The sequence below is a fragment of the Devosia sp. genome, from assembly GCF_036406155.1.
GTDB lineage: Bacteria > Pseudomonadota > Alphaproteobacteria > Rhizobiales > Devosiaceae > Devosia_A.
In genome coordinates, this window is record NZ_DASWVV010000237.1 from 1 (window position 1) to 5,655 (window position 5,655).

A 5,655-nucleotide genomic window follows, 5' to 3' on the forward strand; every position below is an offset into this window, starting at 1 on the left:
CAGCGAGCTGATTTCGAGATCGTCGAAGCCGGTGAAGGATAGTTCGTCCGGGACACGAATGCCGAGACGCTGGCTCTCAAGCAGAGCGCCCACGGCCAGGATGTCGTTGGTGCAGATGATCGCTGTGGGCGGCGATTTCAGTTCCAGGAAACTCCGGACCGCCGCGGCCCCCGCCTGCATGATGTAAGGCAACTCGATGATGCGGTTGCCGGGAAGCTCGATCCCGGCGTCGCGCAGCGCCGACAGCGTTCCTTCGGCGCGCGCCACGGAGCGGTCGCTGCGCTGCGGGCCGCCGCCGGCCATGACCGCGATCTCACGATGTCCGGCGCTCAGGATGTAGTTGGCGATGTGCCGCCCAGCCTGGCGGTTGTCGAAGCCGATGCAGGGGCGGGGGTCCGATTCGATGAAATCCCAGATGTTCACAAACGGAATCCGCGCGCGATCCAGCATTTCAAACACGGCGGGTTCGTGGCTGGTGCCGACGAGCACCAGGCCGGCCACCCCGCTGCGGATCAGTTCGCGCACGCAGTTGATCTCCTGGCGCGGGCTGAAGTTGGAGATCGCCAACTGCAGCATGAACTCGGACTCGGAGAGCCGCGCATGCAGCGCCGACACGCCGGTGGCGAAGGTGGGGATTTCCAGCGTCGGCACGACGACGCCGATATTGCGGCTCGTGTCGTTGGATCGAGGCGACGCAGACGAGGATGGCTGGTAGCCAAGCTCTGCAATCGCCTGCTGAACGCGCGTCCGCGCCTCTTCGCTGACCATGTAAGGTTTCTTGCAAAACCTCGAGACAGTTGCAGCGGAGACACCCGCACGGAGGGCAACGTCAGCCAGTGTCGGTTTTCGATTCGATCTCATCAGAAGCTCTATCCCACGCATGCTCATATAGATTTTCTCGCCATTTGCCAAGGGAATTCCGCCCCGGAGCGGCTACCAGGCGACTGCGTGACGGTCGCATGGCGCGCTTGACACCTGGTTCCTTCTCTGAAAGATTGGTCACGGATTTGCAGCAAGTACGCACTTGTTTGCAGCAAAGATTGCAGGGGCGGGGTGCGAAGTGGCTCATCTGATCGTCGAGGGCATGACCAAGCGCTTTGGGGGGCTGGTCGCCGTCAATGATGTCAGTTTCCAGGTGAAACGCGGAACGGTCTGCGCCGTGATCGGCCCCAACGGGGCTGGCAAGACGACGCTGTTCAACCTGATCACGGGCGTCACGCCGCCCACATCGGGCCGTGTCGTGTTCGATGGGCAAGCGCTGCAAGGCCTCGCCCCGGAGGCGGTTGCGCGGCGCGGCATGGCCCGTACGTTTCAGAACATCCGCCTGTTCCGGCACCTGAGCGCTCTGGAAAACGTCATGGTGGGGGCAACGGCGGCGCTCGGCCGGGCGGTGCCCAACCCGCTCAGCTGGCCATGGAAGATGTCGAACCAGTTACGGGGCGTCGCGGACCAGGCGATGGCCTGGCTCGATTGGGTCGGCTTTTCGAACGATCACCAGGCCCGTCCCCACGAACTGCCCTACGGCGACCAACGGCGGCTCGAGGTGGCGCGCGCGCTGGCGACGCGGCCCAGCCTTCTCATTCTCGACGAGCCGACGGCCGGCATGGTCGCCCAAGAGGCCCACCAGGTGATCGAGCTCATCCACAAGCTGCGCAGTGCGGGAATGACGGTAATGCTGATCGAGCACAACATGAACGTCGTGATGAAGGTTTCCGACCAGATCGTGGTGCTCGATTTCGGTCAGAAGCTCGCCGACGGATTCCCGCAGGAGGTGCGGCGCGATCCCCGGGTCATCGAGGCCTACCTGGGAGCGGACGCATGACTGCCGTGCTGTCGATCCGGGATCTGCAGGTCTCGTATGGGGCCGTGCCCGCCGTGCGGGGCGTCGATCTCGAGCTGCACAAGGGCGAGCTGCGGGTCATCCTCGGCGCCAACGGCGCGGGCAAGACGACCATCCTCAAGGCCCTGCTGGGACTGCAGAAGGCCACCAGCGGCAGCGTCCAGTTCGACGGGCGGCCGATCTTGGGCATGACACCCCAGCAGATCAACAAGCTGGGCATTTCATGGGTGCCCGAAGGCCGCCAGTTGTGGAGCAATCTGTCCGTCTACGACAATCTGCTGCTCGGCGGATTTGGGGTCGCGGACAAGGCCGTCAGGCGTCGTGAGATCGAACGTATGCTCGAGCGGTTTCCCCTGCTGCGCCAGCGGAGCCGGCAGCTGGCGGGCTCGCTGAGCGGTGGGGAACAGAGCCTCGTGGCCGTCGCCCGGGCCCTGATCTCGCAGCCGCGCGTGCTGCTTATGGACGAGCCCTCGCTCGGCCTCGCGCCGCTGATGGTGAAGCAGATCTTCGACCTCGTCCAGGAGGTCAACGCCGCCGGCGTCAGCATCCTGCTCGTTGAGCAGAACGCGCGCCAGGCCCTGCAGGTCGCGGACTGGGGCTACCTGCTGGAGAACGGGGCCATCGTCACCCAAGGCTCGGCCGCAGACCTGTCGCAATCCAGCACCGTCCAAGACGTGTTTCTTGGCGGAAGCATCTGAGGAGAGACCAGATGGAGATGTTCCTCCAGCTCATTCTGAATGGTGCAGTGGTCGGCAGCACCTACGCGGTGGTCGCGCTGGGGTTCACGCTGGCGTTCACTGTGTTGCGGGTGATCAACTTCGCGCATCCCGAGATCTTCATGATCGGGATGTTCGGTGGGTTGGCGGTGGCCAGCTATACCGACAGTTTGTGGCTTGCCCTCCTGGGCGGCGCGCTCGTTGCCGGGATCGCCGGGATCATCCTCGAGCGCCTGATCATCCGGCCGCTCTACAACCGCGACGTCCTGATGACATTGATCGCGACCCTCGGCGTCGGCATCGTGCTGCAGAACGGTATGGCCGTCGTCGTCGGGCCCGATGCGGTCTCCTTTCCGGCGCTGCTGCCGCGCGGCGGCGTGGAAGTGGGCTTGCTCAGCCTAAGCTACAAGCAACTCTTCAATTTCGCCGTCTGCATCTCCATCCTCGGCGTCATCTCGGGCTATGTTCGACTCACCCTGTGGGGCAAGGCCACGCAGGCGGTGGCTGAGCGACCCGGCGTCGCAGCCGTGTTCGGGATCAACGTCGCCCGCATCAGCCAGGTGACCATCGTTGCGGCCTCGGCTTTGGGTGGCATCGCCGCCGTGTCGGTGGGAACGCTCTACGGCACCGCCTCGGCCTATGTCGGCGTCCTCTACGGCCTCAAATCCTTCGTCTGCATGCTCGTGGCGGGCAACCGCTACTTCGAGGGAGTCATCGTCGTCGCCTTCGGCCTCGGCATCCTCGAGGCGTTGGTCACCGGCTATCTCTCCTCGGGCCTGCGCGATGCGGTGGCCTTCTCGGTCCTGATCGGCGTTCTACTGCTCCGCCCGCAGGGCCTGTTCGGCTCCTACACGGCCAAAGTCTAGGAAGCGCACCATGTTCATCGCTTTTGAGCCCATCCTGATCTTCACGCTGCTCAACATCGCGCTAACGGTCGGATTGTACATCTCCAACCTGTCGGGACAACTGTCGCTCGGCACCGCCGCCGTCGCCGGCATCGGGGGATACATATCGGCTGTCCTGACCAGCAGGCTGGGCATGCCGTTCCCGGTCGGGCTTCTCGCGGCCACCGCGGGCGGCGTGGTCGTGGGCGTCGGTCTCGGCCTGATGACCTACCGCATGGAGATGTTCGTCTTCAAACTGGTCACCCTTGCGTTCGGTGAGGCCGTCGTCGTCCTGGCCTTCAATATCGACTACCTAGGCGGTGCCAACAGCTTCACCGGGATTCCACTTCACACGGGCATGTTCGTCGCCTTCGCCCTTGCGGCCGGCGCCGTGCTCGTTGCGTATCTGATCGACTTCTCCGCCCTGGGATTTGCGGCGAGGGCCGTTCGCGACGACGCACTGGCTGCCTCGGCAATGGGCATTTCAATCCGCGGCGTGCGCGTCTTCACGCTTGCCGTCAGCACGGGCCTGATTGCGCTGACGGGTGCCATGCAGGCGCACTACCTGCTGGTCATCAACCCGCATGACCTGACGTTCTTCGTGTCGCTCAGCATCATCATCTTCCTGCTGTTCGGCGGCATGCAAACGCTGTGGGGTGCCGTTCTCGGCGCCACCATCCTTACCGTCTTGCCCGAGGTGCTGCGCTTTTCCAACGAGTACCGCCTCATCCTGTTCGGCGTGCTCGTCGTGGCGATCGTCATGCTGCGCCCGGAAGGGCTGCTGACGCGGCGACCGCTCAAGGTGCCCCCGCGCCGCACCGGCCGGCCGCTACCCATCGAGATATCCCAGGTCGGCCCCAACGGCGCCTGACCGCTACACGTAGGAGGACGTTAGAATGAACGAGTTTCCCACTGATGGCTCGCGCCGCCCGCCGGCCAATTTGTCAAGCTCCCGGCGCACCTTCCTGCAGGGCGCGGCGGCGATTGCCCTGCTCCCCGCCCTGTCGCACCGGGCATTGGCTGCAGACGGCGTCATCAAGATCGGCCAGGTCCAGGCACTGACCGGTCCCTCGGCCGAGCACGGAGTCAGGGCCCGGGACGGTGCGACGCTGGCGGCCGAGGAGATCAATGCCGCCGGCGGCATTCGCGATGCCGCGAACCGGGCGTACAGGCTCGAACTGCTCGAAGGCGACATGGTCAATGATCCCCGGCAGGCCATCACATTGCTGCGCAATTATGCGGCTGATCCCGACGTCCTGTGCGTCCTCGGCCCGACGAACTCGGTTGGCTTCCTGCCGATGACACCGGTGGCCGAGCAGTTTTCCATTCCGTTGATCGGCAACGGCTCCGGCGCGCCGATCAAGCAATGGAACACGTGGGCATACCGGGTCAATCCGACCTCGCTCAGCGCCACGCCGGTGCTGCTGAAGACCATCGTCGCCAAGCATGGCATCAAGCGCCTGGCCATCCTGGTCGACCAGACCTCGGAGGTGCATGTCGGCGACGCCGAGATCTGCCGCAACCTAGCGGGCGAACTGGACTACGAAGTGGTTGCCGACGAGGCCTACAGCGCCGGCAACCAGGATTTCGCCGCGCAGATCACCAAGATCCGGTTCGCCAAGCCCGACGCGCTGTTCCTCGCCGCAACGCCGGGGGACGGTGCCAAGGCCGCCCTGCAGATCGACGAAGCCGGGTTGGGCGTCCCCCTGATCACCGGTTTCGGGGCGTTTCAGGACCCGGTGTACTGGGACAACTCCCGCGGCACCATTGCCAACGGCTATACCTGGATCGCGCAGGATTTGGCGCATTCGAGCGGCGCGCTCAGCCAGTGGACCAAGACCTACAACGAGCGCTTCCGTTTCGAGGCAACCATTCAGTCCGCGTTCGGCTACGATTCGGTTTATGCGGTGGCCAATGCGATTGCGACCTGCGCCGAGCCGACGCGGGACGAACTCCACCGGGCGTTGATGAACCTCAACACCACGACGCCGATCCGGACATCGATCTCGTTCAAGAACCCGCCGACGGGCGACAACCTCACGCCGACGGTGACGGTCATTCAGGTGACGGGCCGCGGCGAATACGTGGCGGTGTCGTAGCCCAGGTAGTCTCGATCTGAACGGCGGAGGCACCCTGCCTCCGCCGACCCCACGCCGAAGCATCAGGCGGTCTTTCCGCCTGGTGCCCGCCGCTCTCTTGTCCCTCAGAGGAACCG

6 protein-coding genes are annotated in these 5,655 nt (G+C 64.7%); 5 read left to right on the plus strand and 1 reads right to left on the minus strand.

Going from position 1 to position 5,655, the window contains the following annotated elements:
- Positions 1-888 (minus strand): LacI family DNA-binding transcriptional regulator (locus VGD93_RS16455; RefSeq protein ID WP_395013256.1); only part of this gene is annotated, 888 nt, incomplete at its 3' end.
- Between the two features lie 172 nt (positions 889-1,060).
- Here VGD93_RS16455 and VGD93_RS16460 point away from each other — a divergent pair.
- The 5 genes from VGD93_RS16460 to VGD93_RS16480 are packed head-to-tail and all read left to right on the plus strand — an operon-like array spanning position 1,061 to position 5,539.
- Entirely contained in the window at positions 1,061-1,822 is a 762-nt protein-coding gene (locus tag VGD93_RS16460; RefSeq protein ID WP_395013251.1) for an ABC transporter ATP-binding protein, read from the plus strand.
- Positions 1,819-2,538, plus strand: a complete 720-nt coding sequence (locus VGD93_RS16465) for an ABC transporter ATP-binding protein (RefSeq protein WP_395013252.1) — start codon at positions 1,819-1,821, stop codon at positions 2,536-2,538. The genes VGD93_RS16460 and VGD93_RS16465 overlap by 4 nt, the downstream gene beginning before the upstream one ends.
- An 11-nt stretch (positions 2,539-2,549) precedes the next feature.
- A complete protein-coding gene (locus tag VGD93_RS16470; RefSeq protein ID WP_395013253.1) occupies positions 2,550-3,422 on the plus strand; it encodes a branched-chain amino acid ABC transporter permease in 873 nt (290 codons plus the stop codon).
- A gap of 10 nt (positions 3,423-3,432) precedes the next feature.
- Positions 3,433-4,311, plus strand: coding sequence for a branched-chain amino acid ABC transporter permease (locus tag VGD93_RS16475; RefSeq protein ID WP_395013254.1), 879 nt, complete (start codon positions 3,433-3,435; stop codon positions 4,309-4,311).
- A 25-nt stretch (positions 4,312-4,336) separates the two neighbouring features.
- Positions 4,337-5,539, plus strand: a complete 1,203-nt coding sequence (locus VGD93_RS16480; protein WP_395013255.1) for an ABC transporter substrate-binding protein — start codon at positions 4,337-4,339, stop codon at positions 5,537-5,539.
- Positions 5,540-5,655: the final 116 nt, after the last annotated feature.